This is a genomic window from Variovorax sp. R-27, from assembly GCF_049913215.1.
GTDB lineage: Bacteria > Pseudomonadota > Gammaproteobacteria > Burkholderiales > Burkholderiaceae_C > Variovorax.
Window position 1 is genome coordinate 4,706,906 of sequence record NZ_CP183984.1, and the last position, 15,470, is coordinate 4,722,375.

The 15,470-nt window shown below is 67.2% G+C and carries 2 protein-coding genes; both read right to left on the reverse strand.

Annotated features, from left to right (window positions below):
• Complete coding sequence (locus tag ACN9MV_RS22170) at positions 1 to 8,976, reverse strand: amino acid adenylation domain-containing protein (protein ID WP_426389463.1); 8,976 nt, start codon at positions 8,974 to 8,976, stop codon at positions 1 to 3.
• Entirely contained in the window at positions 8,976 to 15,458 is a 6,483-nt protein-coding gene (locus tag ACN9MV_RS22175) for an amino acid adenylation domain-containing protein (RefSeq protein ID WP_426389465.1), read from the reverse strand. The genes ACN9MV_RS22170 and ACN9MV_RS22175 overlap by 1 nt, the downstream gene beginning before the upstream one ends.
• Positions 15,459 to 15,470 lie beyond the last annotated feature (12 nt).

The window sequence follows — 15,470 nt, forward strand, 5'->3', positions numbered from 1 at the left end:
TCAACCCTCGGACACAACGGGTTGCTGGGCAGCGCGGTCGAACATCGCGCCCATGGCGACCACGATCTTGCGCGGCCCCTCGTACGGGTCCCGCGCGTGTGCCGCGAGCATGTTGTCGAGCATCACCACATCGCCCTGGCGCCAGTCGAAGCGCACGGCGCAGGCCTCGTAGGCACGGCCGACGATCGCCATGGTCTCATCATCGATCGGCGTACCGTCGCCATAGGTCACGTGCCGCGGCAGGCGATCCAGGCCTCCGGCCATGACAAGCAAGTCTTCGCGCACGTCCGCCTCCAGGCAACTCACATGGTGCAGCTGGATCTGGTTGAAGAAAACGCGCTCGCCCGTGACGGGGTGCGTGATCACCGCCGGGCAACGGGTACGGGTCTGCAGGGTTTCCTCGTCCAGCCAACGCCAGGCGATGCCCGCCAGTGCGAGACGCGCCTCGACCTCCGCCTTGCTGTCGGTCTTGAAGAAGTCCTGCCAGCTCACGTCGAACCGGGGCACGAAGGTGCGCACGTACAACAGCTCCTTGCGCTCGAACTCCACCACCATGTCGGCCGGCAGATGGCGCAGCATCTCGCGGCAATCGACGATGGGCGTGGCGCCGCCCACGGGCGAAGGCAGCTCGCAGAAGAACCACTGCTTGCGCGGCCAGCGGTCGAGGTGCGAGCTCTCGTTGTGATACAGGATCATCTGGCGCTCGGGATACGGCGTCGAGCGATAGGTGTTGCGCCCGCCTTCCTTCTTCGGCAGGTCGCCGTAGCCGCCGTAGAGCTCAGGCTCGATCACTTCTGCAAAAGCCTCGAATTCCTGCGGCGTACGCAGGCCGAAATTGCGCAGCAGGATGCCGCCGTGCTTGCGCAGGCTGGCCTCGATGTAGTCGCGCTGCTCCCGGGCCCATGCCACCGCGTCGATGTCGCTGCTCGTGGCCTCGATGACCAGCGGAAAGGTCCGTTGGTTCGACAGGAAGGACGTGCGCACAGGCGAGCGCGGTGCCGACTGGACGTCGCGGTCCTTGTCCGCGAATTTCTTGAGCTTCTGCAGTTTGCCCAGCGCAGGCGAAGTAGATGACATGGTTTTTCTTTCCGGGTTGGATTGAATGACGAAACTCTCCAGCACGCCGTTGGGTGCCGCGACAACCTGCTGCAGGAGATCGCGCCACGCGGCGGATGCGCGTTCGATGGTTTCGCGCAAATACAGGCTGGAGGCAAAGGTCCACTCGGCCCGCAGGCCGCTTTCGTTCTCGCTCACGAAGACCGCGAGGTCGAACTTCGATGTCGTTCCGGGTTTCGCGATCGGCTCGATGACGACACCCGGGATCTCGAAGCGTTCTTCGGGCATGTTCTGCATGACGAACAGAACCTGCACCAGCGGGTTGTGCTGGCGACTGCGGGGCGCGCCGACCAGCTCGACGATCTGGTCGAACGGCACGTCCTGGTGCTCGAAGGCCGACAGCGTGCTCTCCTTGACCGTCGAGAGCCACTGCGCGAATGGCAGCGCGGGCAAGAGCCGGGAACGCAACGGCACCACGCTGACAAAAAAGCCGATCAGGTCTTCGAGCGCCGGATGGTCGCGCCCTGCAACGTCGGTGCCGACCACCAGGTCGTCCGACGCGGCCTGCCGGTGCAGCACGAGCAGGAAGGCCGAGAGCAGCAGCACGTAGAGCGAGGTCTTCTGCTCCCGCGCCAGGCCCTGCAGCGCCTGCGCGAGTTCGCGTCCGATGTCGATGCCGACCGTGTCGCCCGCCACCGAAGCCACAGGGGGACGGGTGCGATCGGGTTTGAGCGTGGAAACGGCGGGAGCGGCATCGAGGTAGTCGCGCCAGAACGCGGTGTCTTGCGCAAGGTTCTGCGCGAGCTTGCGGTGGTGCCAGTCGGCGTAGTCCGCGTACTGGATCGCGAGCGGTGCAAGGAGTGAGCCACGCCCTTCCCGCAGCGCCGCATACAGGGCCATGAAGTCCTGGATGAAGACGGCTTCCGACCAACCGTCGAACACGATGTGATGCACGCACAGAAGCAGCACGTGCTCCTCGGGCTGCAAGCGCAGCACGGCCGCCGCAAAGGCCGGGCGAGTGGTCAGGTCGAACGCGGTGCCCGCATGCACGGCGAGCGCGTCGTTCATCGCTGTCGCCCGGAACTCGCCCGACAGGTGCGAAATATCCGTCAACGGAACGACGAGCTCGCTCTCTGGCGCGATGCGCGCCACGGGGTCGCCGTCGTCGTTCTCGGGGAAGCAGGTCCGCAGCACTTCGTGCCGCTGCACGATGGCATCGAGCGTGGCCCGCACCAGATCGACATCGAGTGCTCCCGACAATCGCAGCGCCGCCGAGATGTTGTAGGCCGAGTGCTTGCCGGCCGATCCGTCCGACAGCCGGTTCACCAGCCACAAGCGCTGTTGCGCGGGTGAGAGCTTCATGTCGGCCATGCGCTCGACCGGTTGCAGCACCGGTGCCTGGCTGGACAACGGGGTGCCATGCCTCGCCTGCCGGGCGACATTCGCAAGGTCTCGAAGCACCGGGTGCTCGAATATCTTGCGCAGCGGCAACTCGAAGCCGCCGTCGACGCGTGCCCTCGACGCGAGTTGTGCGGCCAGCAGGGAGTGCCCGCCGAGCTCGAAGAAGCTGTCATGCCGCCCCACGCGTGCAACGCCCAGCACCTCGGCCCAGATCGCAGCCAGCTTTTGTTCCACCTCGCCTTCGGGCGCCTCGTATGCACGGTCGCTCGTGAACTCCGTCTCCGGCAGTGCCTTGCGATCGACCTTGCCGTTTCCGTTCAAAGGCAGGCGGTCGAGCACGACGATGGCGGCCGGCACCATGTAGTCGGGCAGCACCACCGCGAGCCGGTCGCGCAGCATCGCCACCTCCATCGCCTGCCCCACCTGCAATGCGATGTAGGCGACCAGGGATGCGCCACCCGCGCCTTCGCGCGCCACCACCACGGCCTCGCGCACTTCGGACTGCGCCAGCAGCTGCGCCTCGATCTCCCCCAGTTCGATGCGGAAGCCCCGCACCTTCACCTGGTGGTCGATGCGGCCCAGATACTCCAGCTGCCCTTCAGTGTTCCATCGCACCAGGTCGCCCGTGCGGTACAAGCGCTGACCGTCTTTCGCCGCAACGAAGCGCTCGGACGTCAGGCCCGCGCGCTGGAAGTAGCCGCGCGCCAGGCCGATGCCGCCCAGGAACAGTTCGCCCGGCACACCTACCGGCGCCGGGTTCAGGAATCCGTCCAGCACGTGGAGCGTTGTGGCCGCAATCGGTCCGCCGATGCGAGGCCTGCCGCGAACCTCGGCCGCCGTCGACCAGATGGTCGTTTCGGTGGGGCCGTACATGTTCCAGAGCTCGACACCGATCGCCCGCAGGTCTTCCGCAAGGTCTTCCTGCAGCGCTTCTCCACCGCACAGGCCCTTGAAGTTCGCAAGCCGGCCACCGTTCCATCCGGTAGCCCGCAGAAGCCGCCAGCCCGCGGGCGTGGACTGAAGCACCGTGGCGCCGCAGTCATCCATCAGCTTCCCGAGCGCACTGCCGCTTCGCACCACATCCCTCGATGCCAGCACGAGGCGCGCGCCGCTGAGCAGCGGCAGATACAGCTCCAGGGCGGCGATGTCGAACGACAGGGAAGTGACCGCGACCAGCACGTCGTCCTGCGTCATGCCCGGTGCGTCTTTCATGCTCAGCATGAAGTGGCTGAGCGACAGGTGCCGCACCATCACGCCCTTCGGTTTTCCCGTGGAGCCGGAGGTGTAGATGACGTAGGCCAGGTTCTCGCCGCCCAGCGCGATCTGCGGGTCCGCATCGGAGCAGCCGCCGGTGTCCAGCGTGTCCAGTGCCAGTACCTGCAGCGCCTCGGCGCCCGGCACCAGGGCTCTCAGGTGACTCTGCGTGAGCAGCAGCGCGATGCCGCTGTCAGCCACCATGTAGGCCAGCCGGTCCACCGGGTACTCCGGGTCCAGCGGCACATACGCACCGCCGGCCTTCAGGATCGCGAGCACGCCAACCACCATGTCGATGGAGCGCTCCACCGCAATCCCCACCTTCGTCTCCGGCTTCACGCCCAGGGCGATCAGATGGTGCGCGAGGCGGTTGGCTCGCGCATTGAGTTCGCCGTAGCTCAGCATCTCGTCGCCGAAGACCAGCGCCACCGCGTCGCGATGTGCCGCGACCTGACGCTCGATCAGCCGGTGCACCGGCACATCCTCGGTGTACCGCACAGCGTTTTCACCCCACGCGGCAAGCTGGCGCTGCTCGCCATCGGACATCACCCCGAGTTCGCAGACCGGCCAGTCGGGCTGCAGCGACAGGCCCTGCACGACGGCCTCGACAGCTGCAACCATCAGGTCGCACACGCGCCCGGCATCCACGGCCTCGTGAATCTGCGCGACCAGCCCGAAGCCCTCGCCCAGGTCGTCCACCGACATCTCGATCGGGTAGTTGGTGCGCTCCCTGCTGCCGAGGATCTCCATGCCCTCCCAGAGCGGGCCCTTCTGCGCCGCCTTGCCCTGCTGCGCGCCGTAGCGGTAGTTCAGCAGCGCCGTGAACAGCGGCATCCGCTCCGGCAGTCCGCTGCAGCGCTGGGCCAGCGAGAGGCTGGCGTATTCGTGATGCATCAGCTCGATCAGTGCCGCATGCGTCTGGCGCACGCATGCCTGCACGCCTTGCGTTCCCAGCCGCACGCGCACGGGCAGCGTGTTGATGAACATGCCCAGCGCCCGGTCGGCATTCGCACCGCCCTGCATGCGGCCGAACAGCACGGTGCCGAACACCACGTCGTCCCTGCCCGTGGTCTTGCTCACCACCAGCGCCCAGGCCAGGTGGAACAGCGCCGCGGCGCTCACGCCATGTCTCTGTGCCTGCCGCCTGACCTGCAATGCGAGTCCGGCGTCCAGCGCGAGCGAGGTTTCGCGCACGCGGGTGCCGTCGCCCTGCACGTCGAGCAGGCCGAAGGGCGCCGTCGGCTCCTCCACATCGGCGAGCATCCGGCTGAAGAAGGCCTTGTGCTCGGCCTGGCTCACGTCCAGCCTGGCCTGCCCGACGAAGCGCCGGAACGGCACGGGCGCCGACAGCTCGGCCTTTCGCCCTTGCTGGATCAGCGCGATTTCCTCGACGACCAGCTCCAGCGTGGTGTGGTCCACCACCAGGTGATGGTTCGCCAGTTGAAGGAGCCAGCGGCCGTTGTCCGTGTCGTGAGCGGCGATGGCCCTGAGCATCGGTGCATTGCGCACGTCGATGCGGTAGTGGGCCGGGTCGACGTGCGCATCGAGCCGCGCGGCCGCGCTCGCACCACTCGGCTCGGCATCTGCCAGCCACTGGAGCTCGAGCAACGCCTTGCGATGCACCACCTGCACTGGTTCGGGCAGGTCTTCCCACATCACGGCCGTTCGCAGGATGTCATGGCGCGCAATCACTTCGTTGAAGCTGGCGACGAAGTGCTCGAGCCTTTCGCGGCTCTCGAAACTCAGGCGGTTCAGCGTGATGTATGCGTCGCCCTCCGTCTGCAGCATGTGGTGGAAGAGCATCCCCTCCTGCATCGGCACCAGCGGGTAGATGTCTTGTACGTTGGCCGCCCCGCCCGGCACCGCCGCCTCGATGCGCGCAATCTGCCGCGCATCCAGCGCCACAAGCGTCAGCATCTCCGGCTGGATCGCCCTGCAATCCGCCGGGATGCCGTTGGGCGGAACAATCACTTCCCGTCGCACCGGCTCCTGCGCCAGCGCCTGCGCGAAGGCGCCGAGCCGGGGCTGCTGGAACAGCGTGCGCACTTGCGCCGCCCAGCCCTGGGCGCGCATGCGCTCCAACAGCCGCAGCGCCAGCAGCGAATGGCCGCCGAGTTCGAAGAAGCTGTCCTGCCGCCCCACGCGCGCCACGCCCAGCACCTCGGCCCAGATCGCGGCGAGCTTCTCTTCCACCTCGCCCTCGGGCGCTTCGTACGCCTGCTCGCTCGTGAATTCCGCGGCCGGCAGCGCCTTGCGGTCTACCTTGCCGTTCGTGTTGAGCGGCAATCCTTGCAGCACGACGATTGCCGCGGGAACCATGTAGTCGGGCAGCGCCTGGCCCAGTTGCTCCTTCAGCTGCGCAACGTCGATCGCCTGGCCGGCATGCGGCGATACGTAGCCCACCAGCCTCGTGCCGGCGGGGCCTTCGTCGGCCACCACAACCGCCTCGCGCACTTCGGACAGCGCCAGCAACTGCGCCTCGATCTCTCCCAGCTCGATGCGGAAGCCCCGCACCTTCACCTGGTGGTCGATGCGGCCCAGGTACTCCAGCTGCCCCTCGTTGTTCCACCGCACCAGGTCGCCCGTGCGGTACAGCCGCTCTCCGTGCGCTCCCGCAACGAAGCGTTCCGACGTCAGGCCGGCCCTGTGCAGGTAGCCGCGTGCGAGACCTGCGCCGAAGACATGCAACTCGCCGGCCACGCCGACCGGCACCGGGTTCAGATGCGCATCGAGTACCCGCAGCCCGAGGTCCGGAATGGCAAGGCCGACCGGACTGCGCTGCCGGCCCATGTCTGCCGCCGTGATCCGCCGGTAGGTCACATGCACCGTCGTCTCGGTGATCCCGTACATGTTGACCAGCTGCGGGCTTTCGTCTCCGTGGTGCTCGATCCACTGGCGCAGCCGCTGCGGGTCCAGGGCCTCACCGCCGAAGATCACCGCGCGCAGCGCCAGGCGTTCCTGGCCAGCCTCGTAGGCCTGCGGCAGGCTGATCAACTGGCCGAACGCCGAAGGCGTCTGGTTGAGCACCGTCACCCGCTGCGCCCGCAGCAGTTGCAGGAAGTCTTCGGGTGACCGGCTGACCCAGAACGGCACGATGACCAGCTTGCCGCCGGTGCACAGCGCGCCGAAGATTTCCCACACCGAGAAATCGAAGGCATAGGAATGGAAAAGGGTCCAGGTGTCCTGCCGGCCGAACCGGAACCAGGCATCGGTGGCGCCGAGCAGCCGCGTCACGTTGCGATGGCTCATCTGCGCGCCCTTGGGCCTGCCGGTGGAGCCCGAGGTGTAGATTACGTAGGCGAGGTTCTCGCCGTGCAGCGCGACCTGCGGGTCGCTTGCGGGCTGTGCGTCCAGGTCCAGCGTGTCGAGCGCCAGCACGCGCAATCCCTCGGCGCCCGGCACCTGCGACTGCAGATGGCTTTGCGTCAGCAGCAGTGCAACGCCGCTGTCCTGCGCCATGTAGGCCAGCCGCTCCGCGGGGTACTCCGGGTCCATCGGAACATAAGCGCCACCGGCCTTGAGGATGCCAAGCAGCCCCACCACCATTTCCATGGAGCGCTCCACCGCGATCCCCACCTTCGTTTCCGCCTTGACGCCCAGCGCGATCAGGTGGTGCGCGAGGCGGTTGGCCCTGGCGTTGAGTTCGCCGTAGCTCAGCATCTCGTCGCCGAACACCAGCGCTGCCGCTTCGGGCTGCTGCGCAGCCTGCCTTTCGATCAGCCGGTGCACCGGCGTCGCATCCGGAAAGCTTTGCGAATTGGCACCCCAGGCCGCGAGCTGCGCCCGTTCGGCTTCGCTCAACAACGTCACCTCGCCCACGGCCTGTTCGGGGTGGTCCGCCAGCGCCTGCAGCACTGCCAGGTAGTGGCCGGCCATGCGCTCGATGGTCGAGGCATCGAACAGCTCCGCCGCATAGCTGAACTTCGCATGCAGCCGGCCGTCGGGGCTCTCGTCGGTGACCAGCATCAGCTCGAACTGCGCGGCCTGGGCACCCAGGTCGTAGGGCTCCAGCGCAAGCCCCGTCAGCCCCTCCAGTCCCGAGAAATCCGCGCGCTGATGATTGAACAGCACCTGGAACAGCGGCTGGATTCCCGGAATGCGCTCGGGCTGCAGTGCCTCGACCAATTGCTCGAACGGCAGGTCCTGATGCATCTGCGCGCCCAATGCCGCCTCGTGCGTCTGCGCCAGCACCTGCAACAGGCTGGTGCGGTTGTCGACCACGGCGCGCAGCACCTGCGTGTTGACGAAAAAGCCGACGACGCCTTCAGTCTCCACACGGTGGCGGTTCGCAATCGGCACGCCCACGCGAATGTCTTGCTGGCCGCTGTAGCGACCGAGCAGCACTTGGAAGCCGGCCAGCAGCACCATGAACACCGTGCCCCCCTGGCTCCGGGCCCGCTTCTGCAGGCCCTGAACCAGCGACACGGGCAACTCGACCCGATGGGCGGCCGCGCCATACCGGGCATCGGGCCTTCGGGCGCGGTCGAGCGGCAGTTGCAGCACTGGCTGCGTCGCGCCGAGCTGCGCCTTCCAGTAGGCGAGCTGGCGCTCCTGCTCGCCGGCCTCCAGCCAGTGGCGCTGCCACACGGCGTAGTCGGCGTACTGGATCGGCATTGCCTGCAAGGCCACCGCTTCGTGCTGCACGCAGGCGCGGTACTGAGCCACAAACTCGTCCACGATGATCTGCAGCGACCCGCCGTCCGAGACGATGTGGTGCATCACCAGCACCAACACGTGCGCCTCGGGCGCCAGGCGGATCAGCGCCACCCTCAGCAGCGGTCCTTGCGTCAGGTCGAAGGGCGTGTTGCCGATGCGGTGCGCTGCTTCGCGGGCCATCGCCTCGCGGGCGTCGGCGTCCGTCAGGCTGAGGTCCAGCAGCGAGAAGTCGAGTTCGCCGTCTTCGCGAATCACCTGCTCGGCGAGCCCGTCGGCATCGGCGCGAAACACCGTGCGCAACGATTCGTGGCGCGCCACCAATGCCTTGAAGCTCGTGCGTACCGCGTCCACATCGAGCGCTCCAGTGAGCTTGAGCGCGTCGCTGATGTGATAGGCCGTGCTCTGCGGATCGAGCTGCCACAGGAACCACTGGCGCTGCTGCGCGTAGGAGACATGGCAGCGGTCCTGCGCCGCGTCTTCGCGCGGGAGGATGGGAAACTGGTCAAGCGTCAGACCCTTGGAACGGATCCCCTCGTACACCACGCGGCGCTGCTCGGTCGACAACCGGGAGAAGCGCTCGGCGATGCGACGGGTTGCTGTGGTTTCCATCAAACGGTCTCCATGCTGTCGATCAGCGAATCGATTTCTGAAAGGGCCTGGACCACGGGGCTGTCCCGAAGGGCCTCGGCGATCCGGGCGGCCATGGCGGCCAGGGTCGGGTACTGGAAGACGTCGCGGATCGTGAGTTCGCTTTGCATGGCGGCATGCAGGCGCGCCACCAGCCGCGCGGAAAGCAGCGAGTGCCCGCCAAGCTCGAAGAAGTTGTCGTTGCGCCCCACGCGCTCGACACCCAGCACCTCCGCCCAGATAGCGGCGAGCTTCTCTTCGGTCTCGTCCCGCGGTGCCTCGTACGCGCTGCACGCGGCGAACTCCGGCGCCGGCAGCGCCTTGCGGTCCACCTTGCCGTTCGCGTTCAGCGGCAGTGCGTCGAGTACCACCAGCACCGCGGGCACCATGTAGTCGGGCAGCGCCTCGCCGAGACGCTCGCGCAGCACGGCGGTGTCGATGTCCTGCCCCGACACATAGCCCACCAGCCGGGTCCCCGCAGGGCCGCCGTTCGCAACAACCACGGCTTCGCGCACCTCCGGCTGCGCCAGCAACCCTGCCTCGATCTCGCCCAGCTCGATGCGAAAGCCCCGCACCTTCACCTGGTGGTCGATGCGGCCCAGGTACTCCAGTTGGCCCTCCACGTTCCAGCGCACCAGGTCGCCCGTGCGGTACAGCCGCTCCCCGTCTTCTGCCGCGATGAATCTTTCTGCCGTCAGGCCCTTGCGGTTCAGGTAACCGCGCGCCAACCCGGCACCCGAGACGTACAGCTCGCCCGCCACGCCCAGCGGCACCGGGTTGAGCTGCCCGTCGAGCACCCGAAGCCCCAGGTCCGGGATCGCGATGCCCACCGGACTGCGCGCCTCGCCGACGTCCGCAGCGGTGATGCGCCGCCAGGTCACGTGCACCGTGGTCTCGGTGATGCCGTACATGTTGATCAGCTGCGGGCTGTCGTCGCCGTGGTGCTCTATCCACCCGCGCAGGCGCTGCGGGTCCAGCGCCTCGCCGCCGAAGATCACCGTGCGAAGCGCCAGGCCGCCTTCATGGGCCTGGGGCAGGCCGGCCAGCTGGCCGAAGGCCGAGGGCGTCTGGTTGAGCACCGTGACGCGCTCCTTGCGCAGCAGCTGCAGAAAGTCTTCAGGCGAGCGGCTCACCCAGAACGGCACGACCACCAGCTTGCCGCCGGTGCACAGGGCGCCAAAGATCTCCCACACGGAGAAGTCGAAGGCGTAGGAATGGAACATCGTCCAGACGTCGTCAGCGCCGAAGCCGAACCACGCATCTGTGGCGCTCAACAGGCGGCTCACGTTGCGATGGCACAGCTGCGCGCCCTTGGGCCGGCCCGTGGAGCCCGATGTGTAGATGACGTAGGCGAGGTTCTCGCCGTGCAGTTCGACCTGCGGATCGTGCGACGGCTCTTCGGCCAGGTCGAGCGTGTCCAGCGCCAGCACCTGCAGCGCTTCGGTGCCTGGCACCTGCAGATGGCTCTGCGTGAGCAGCAGCCTGATGCCACTGTCGCCGACCATGTAGGCCAGCCGGCCGACCGGATATTCCGGATCCAGCGGCACATAGGCACCGCCGGCCTTCAGGATCGCCAGGATGCCCACCACCATCTCGATGGAGCGATCCACTGCAATGCCCACCTTGGTCTCGGGCCGCACGCCCAGGGCGATCAGCCGGTGTGCGAGGCGGTTGGCTTGTGCATTGAGCTCGGCGTAGCTGAGCGTCTGCTCGCCGAAGGACAGCGCAGGCGCTTCGGGATGCGCCCGAACCTGCTTCTCGATCAACCGATGAATCGGCTCACTCGTTTCAGCCGCCCGCTTTCGCGCGCCCCATGCGGCCAGTTGCGCATGCTCGGCTTCGCCGAGCAATGCCACGTCGCCTACAGGCTGTTCGGGGTGATCGGCCAATGCGGACAGCACCGCGAGGTAGTGGCCTGCCATGCGCTCGATGCTTCGAGGCTCGAACAGTTCCGCGGCGTACCGCAGGCTCGCTCGCACACTGCCATCGGCGCTTTCAGTGGTTTCCAGCGTCAGTTCGAACTGCGCGGCCTGCGCACCCAGGTCGCACTCGCTCAGCGTGAGACCGGGCAGATTCTGCAGCGCCTTCAGGTCGCCGCGCTGGTGATTGAACATGACCTGGAACAGCGGGCTGGTGCTCAGGCTGCGCTCGGGCTGCAGCGCCTCCACCAGCTGCTCGAACGGCAGGTCTTGATGGGCCTGTGCGCCCAGTGCGGCTTCCTTGGCGCGTAGCAGCACCTGCGTCAGGCTCTCGCGACCGTCCAGCACGTTGCGCAGCACCTGCGTGTTGACGAAGAAGCCGATCACGCTTTCGGTTTCGGCGCGGTGGCGGTTGGCAATCGGCACGCCCACGCGAATGTCGGGCTCGCCGGTGTAGCGGCTGAGCAGTACCTGGAAGCCCGCAAGCAAGCCCATGAACAGCGTCGCGCCCTGGCCCTGCAGGCGCCGGTGCAGCCGCTGCACGAGATCGCCCGACAGTTCGAATCCATGCCGCACGGCGCTGTATCGGCCATCGGCCTTTCTTGCGTGGTCGGTGGGCAGTTGCAGCACGGGCTGCTCGGTGCCGATGTGCTGCGTCCAGTACGCCAGCTGGCGGTCGCGCTCGCCGGCTTCCAGCCAGTCGCGCTGCCATGCGGCGTAGTCGGCGTACTGGATCGGCAATGGAGGCAACTCTGCAACCGAGCCTTGCACGCGTGCGCTGTACTGCGCCACGAATTCGTCGACGATGACCTGCATCGACCAGCCGTCGGACACGATGTGGTGCATCACCACGACGAGCATGTGCTCCTCGGGCGCCAGGCGGATCAGGCCTACGCGCAGCAGCGGGCCTTCGCCGAGGTCGAAGGGCGTATGGCTCAGGCGCAGGGCTTCTTCCCTGCTGCGCGCTTCACGTTCCTGCCCGGTGTGCAGTGCCGCCAGATCGACCATGGCGATGTCCAGCGCCCCGGCTTCGTGGATCAGTTGCCGGGCCAGGCCTTGCGCGTCGGCGCGGAACACTGTGCGCAGGGACTCGTGGCGCTGCACCAGCGCGTTGAAACTCGCGCGCACGGCCTCTACATCGAGCTTGCCTTCCAGCTTCAGTGCGCCGCTGATGTGATACGCGGTGCTTGCGGAGTCGAGCTGCCACAGGAACCACTGGCGCATCTGCGCGTGAGACAGCGCGAGGGTGCCGGCGCGCTGCGTTGTCGTCAGTACGGGAATTGCCGGTGACTGTGAAGCGTGATCGATCCTGATGGCATGGGCGATGCGCGACAGGCTCTGGTGTTCGAAAACCTGTCGGGGATTCAGTTGCACGCCGGCCCTGGCGGCGCGCGCCGCTACCTTGAGGCTGAGGATGGAGTCGCCGCCAAGTTCGAAGAAGTTGTCGTTGCGGCCCACGCGGGCGACGCCGAGCACTTCGGCCCAGATCGTTGCGAGCGCCTGCTCGATCTCGCCCTCGGGCGCCTCGTACGCCCTGTCGCTCGTGAACTCCGGTGCTGGCAGCGCCTTGCGGTCTACCTTGCCGTTGGCGTTCAGCGGCAGGGCATCGAGCACGACGATGACGCTTGGGACCATGTAGTCGGGCAGTGCTTCTCCAAGGCGCTCTCGCAGCGTGACTGTGTCTATGCCTTGCCCCGAGACGTAGCCCACGAGCCGCGCTCCTGCGGGGCCTTCGTTCGCGACGACCACCGCCTCCCTGACTTCGGGCTGGGCTTGCAACTGCGCCTCGATCTCCCCCAGCTCGATGCGGAAGCCCCGCACCTTCACCTGGTGGTCGATGCGACCCAGGTACTCCAGCTGCCCCTCGTTGTTCCAGCGCACCAGGTCACCCGTGCGGTACAGGCGGCTTCCGTTGGCCGCTGCGATGAAGCGCTCTGCCGTCAGTGCTGGTCGCTTCAGGTAGCCCCGTGCGAGGTTGATGCCCCCCAGGTACAGCTCACCGGCCACGCCCGCCGGCACTTCGTTCAGGCTTGCGTCCAGCACGTACGCCTGCGTCTCGCTGATCGGCCTCCCGATCGGCACCTGGCTGCTGCCGTCGTCCCGGCACGTCCACTGCGTCACGTGGATCGTCGTCTCCGTCGGGCCGTACAGGTTCTGCAGCGTGGCGCCGCTCAGGCGTTGCAGTGCCTCTCTTTGCGTGGCTGCCGGCATGGCCTCGCCGCCGCAGATGATGTGCTTGAGCTTCGTCGTCGCTTCGATGCCCTCGTACGCCAGAAACGCCTGCAGCATCGAGGGCACGAAGTTCAGCGTCGTGATCTGGTGCTTCTGGATGAGTTCGACCAGGCGTACCGGATCCCGGTGGTCGCCTGGGTTGGCAATGACCAGTCTTGCCCCTGAGGTCAATGGCCAGAACATCTCCCAGACCGACACGTCGAAGCCGAACGGGGCCTTGTGCAGGACCGTGTCTGCACCTGCGAGTGTGTAGAACTCCTGCATCCAGGCCATGCAGCTGAAGAGAGCACTGTGGCGGATGGCTGCACCCTTGGGGCGGCCTGTGGAGCCGGAGGTGTAGATGACGTAGGCCAGGTGTTCGCCGTGCAGCGCGACTTGTGGGTCGGCCTCGGACTCGGACGCTGTATCGAGGGTGTCGAGTTCCAGCACCTGCAATGCGTCGACACCGGGGATGAGATCTCGCAGGTGGCTCTGGGTCAGCAGCAATGCGATGCCGCTGTCTTCGACCATGTAGGAAAGGCGGTCTGCGGGGTATTCGGGGTCCAGGGGCACGTAGGCGCCGCCTGCCTTGAGCACGGCAAGGATGCCCACCATCATTTCTGTGGAGCGCTCCACGCAGATGCCCACCAGCACATCGGGGCATACGCCCATGCCGATCAGGCGGTGGGCAAGGCGATTCGCACGGGCATTGAGTTCGCCATAGCTCAGGGCTTCGTCGCCGAACACCAACGCGGGCGCATCCGGGCGGTGCTTCGCGTGCGCCTCGATCTGGCGATGCACGGGCTGTGCGCCCTCGTGGCGGCGCGGGTTCTCGCTCCACGCCGCGAGTTGCGCACGCTCCGCAGCACCCACCAGCGCCACATCACCCACTGCCAGCGCAGGCTGGGCAGTCAATGCCTCCAGCACCGACAGATAGTGCCCCGCCATCCGCTCGATCGTCTCCCGATCGAACAGCTCCGCCGCATAGAGAAAGGTCGCATCGACCCGACCGTCTTCGAGCTCCAGCGTCTGCAGCGTCAGCTCGAACTGCGCATCCTCTTCCTCGAAATCCAGCCGCTGAACCGACACGCCCGGCCATTCGGCCAGCGAGCGATGGTCGCGTCGCACGTGGTTGAACATCACCTGGAACAGCGGGTTCGCGCTCAGGCTGCGTTCGGGCCGCAGTGCACCAACAAGTTGCTCGAACGGCAGGTCCTGATGGGTCTGCGCGCCGATGGCGGTGTCACGCGTCTGCACCAGCAACTCGGCCAGCGTCGTGCGCGCGCCGATTTGCGAGCGCAGCACCTGCGTGTTGACGAAGAAGCCGACGACGCCCGCCGTCTCCGCGCGGTTGCGGTTGGCAATGGGCACGCCGACGCGCGCATCGGTCTGCCCCGTGTGCCTGAACAGCAGCGCATTGAAGCCTGCGAGCAGCGCCATGAACAGCGTCGCGCCTTGCCCCTGCGCCTGCTGGCGCAGCCGCGCGACGGTGTCGGCCGGCAGCGCGACGGTGACGCGTGCCGAGCCGTAGCGGCCATCGGCGTTGCGCGGGCGATCGGTGTGCAGCGAGATCACCGGCTGCTCGGTGCCCAGGTGATCGCGCCACCATGCGAGCTGGCGCTCGCCCTCGCCGCCGTCGAGCCACTGGTTCTGCCAGACGGCGTAGTCGGCGTACTGCACCGTCAGTGCGGGCTGCGCTGCTGGCTGCCCCTGCACGCGCGCGGCGTACTGCACGGCCAGTTCGTCCAGCGTGAGCTGCACGGACCAGCCGTCGGACACGATGTGATGCATCACGACCAGCAGCCGATGCGTTTGCGCGCCGGTCTTCAGCAGCACGGTGCGCATCAGCGGGCCGCGCGTGAGATCGAAGGGCTCGGTGCGAATGCTGCGCACCTCGTGCTGAATAGCCGCTTCGCGCGCCCCGGCGTCGAGTGCGCTCAAGTCGATGCACGGCAGTTCAACCGTCAAGGCTTCAAGAATGACCTGCTCCGCCTCGCCGTCGCCTTCCTCGCGGAACACGGTGCGCAGCGACTCGTGGCGATCGACCAGCGCCTGCATGCTCGCGCGCAGGGCCTCGGTGTCCAGTTGCCCCGTGAGCACCAGGCCGCCGCTCAGGTGATAGGCGGTGCGGGCCGGGTCCAGCTTCCACAGGAACCACTGCCGGCGCTGGGCAAAAGACAGCGGCGCCCGGTCCTTCTGCGGGCGCGGGGGAATGGCGCTCCCGGCCTCTCGCGTGCCGGCCACGTTCGCACCGCGCAGTCTTTCTTTCAGCCTGGCGCGTTGTTCGGCGCTCAGGCTGGCGCGGCGTGCGGAGATATCCTGGATTTCGGGCATGACGGTGCTTGT